At 56.2% G+C, this 1,080-nt stretch carries 2 protein-coding genes; both read right to left on the reverse strand.

The window, feature by feature from the left end; translation table 11 throughout:
* Nucleotides 1-7 precede the first annotated feature (7 nt).
* Nucleotides 8-556 (reverse strand): IS630 family transposase, encoded by a 549-nt coding sequence (locus tag F6X37_RS35800; RefSeq protein WP_090812744.1) that lies wholly within the window; start codon nucleotides 554-556, stop codon nucleotides 8-10.
* Nucleotides 553-1,002 carry a helix-turn-helix domain-containing protein gene (locus tag F6X37_RS35805; RefSeq protein ID WP_316252039.1) on the reverse strand — a complete coding sequence of 150 codons (450 nt, stop codon included), beginning with the start codon at nucleotides 1,000-1,002 and terminating at the stop codon, nucleotides 553-555. The genes F6X37_RS35800 and F6X37_RS35805 overlap by 4 nt, the downstream gene beginning before the upstream one ends.
* Nucleotides 1,003-1,080: the final 78 nt, after the last annotated feature.

The following is a 1,080-nucleotide window of genomic DNA, read 5'->3' on the forward strand; positions in this document are numbered from 1 at the left end:
TAAGTGTTCACGAAAAATTTACTTGGAATTTTGACCCGTATCCGCTGAGCAGAATTTCGAGCTCCGCATCGACGGTTTCTTTCGTCCACGTCGCGAATCGCCGCCAGTGGTACTTGAAGTGCTTCCATACGATCTCGATGAGATTCAGTTCTGGGCTGTACGCCGGCAGATAAAAAAGGAGTGCTTTGTGTTCGATGAACCAGCGGTCCAGTGTGAGCTGATCGATCCCGTGATGAATGCTCGCGTTGTCGAGCACGATCACGGTCGGTCTACCATCGCCCTGACAGATCAGGTCATTGAGAAAACCCTCAACGTGAGGCCCTTTGACCGTATGGCTGCCTGCTGCATGGACGAAACTGTTCTCTGCGAAGTTCAGTGCGCCCATCACATTGCGTCGACAATGGTGGTTGGGCTCAATGGCATGGGGCAGTCCACGTGGTGACCAGCTACGCTGCACAGGCGGTGATCCGCAAAAACCGGCCTCGTCGAAATAGAGCAGGCGACACTGGCCATCGCGCGCGGCGACCTGAAGCTTCTCGAGCGTGGCCTGTTTCATCTCGAACTCCTGTTCATTGCGCTTTTTTTCAGCGAGAACCGGTTGCGCTTGAAAGTGAAGCCCGCACGCTTGAGGGCTCCACCCAGCGTTTCTATCTTGCAAGGCAGTGCCTGGGCTTGTGCCTGCTCAACGCGTCGAGCTATCTGGGCCAGGGTAAGCGGATCGGCCCGCGCAATCTCCAGCGCGACAGCGACCACGTCATCGGGAAGTGCACGCGGCCGACCACCGTTGTGACCACCCATGAGCGCGCAAATGCCTCCAATACGCCACGCGTGAGCCCAGTTGTAGACAGCCTGGTCGCTCACACCGAGGGCTGCACAGACGACCTTTGGCTTATCCCCGCGAGCGAGCATCAAAACACCCGTGGCGCGTCGGCGAGTGTTCTTGAACCGGTGATTGATCGCCATCTCCTGCAATGTGATCTCCTCAGCCTTCACAAGCTTCACACGGCATTTCATCGACACCTCGGTACCAGGGAAAAATCCAGGTTACCGAAATCCAAGCAGTTTTACCAGGAACACTTA

This window comes from Paraburkholderia sp. 31.1 (assembly GCF_014397645.1).
GTDB classification, from domain to species: Bacteria; Pseudomonadota; Gammaproteobacteria; order Burkholderiales; family Burkholderiaceae; genus Paraburkholderia; species Paraburkholderia tuberum.

Bases quoted from the DNA above. Each gene is read 5' to 3' on its own strand.
- F6X37_RS35800 (WP_090812744.1), bottom strand. From the start codon at position 556: ATGAAACAGGCCACGCTCGAGAAGCTTCAGGTCGCCGCGCGCGATGGC.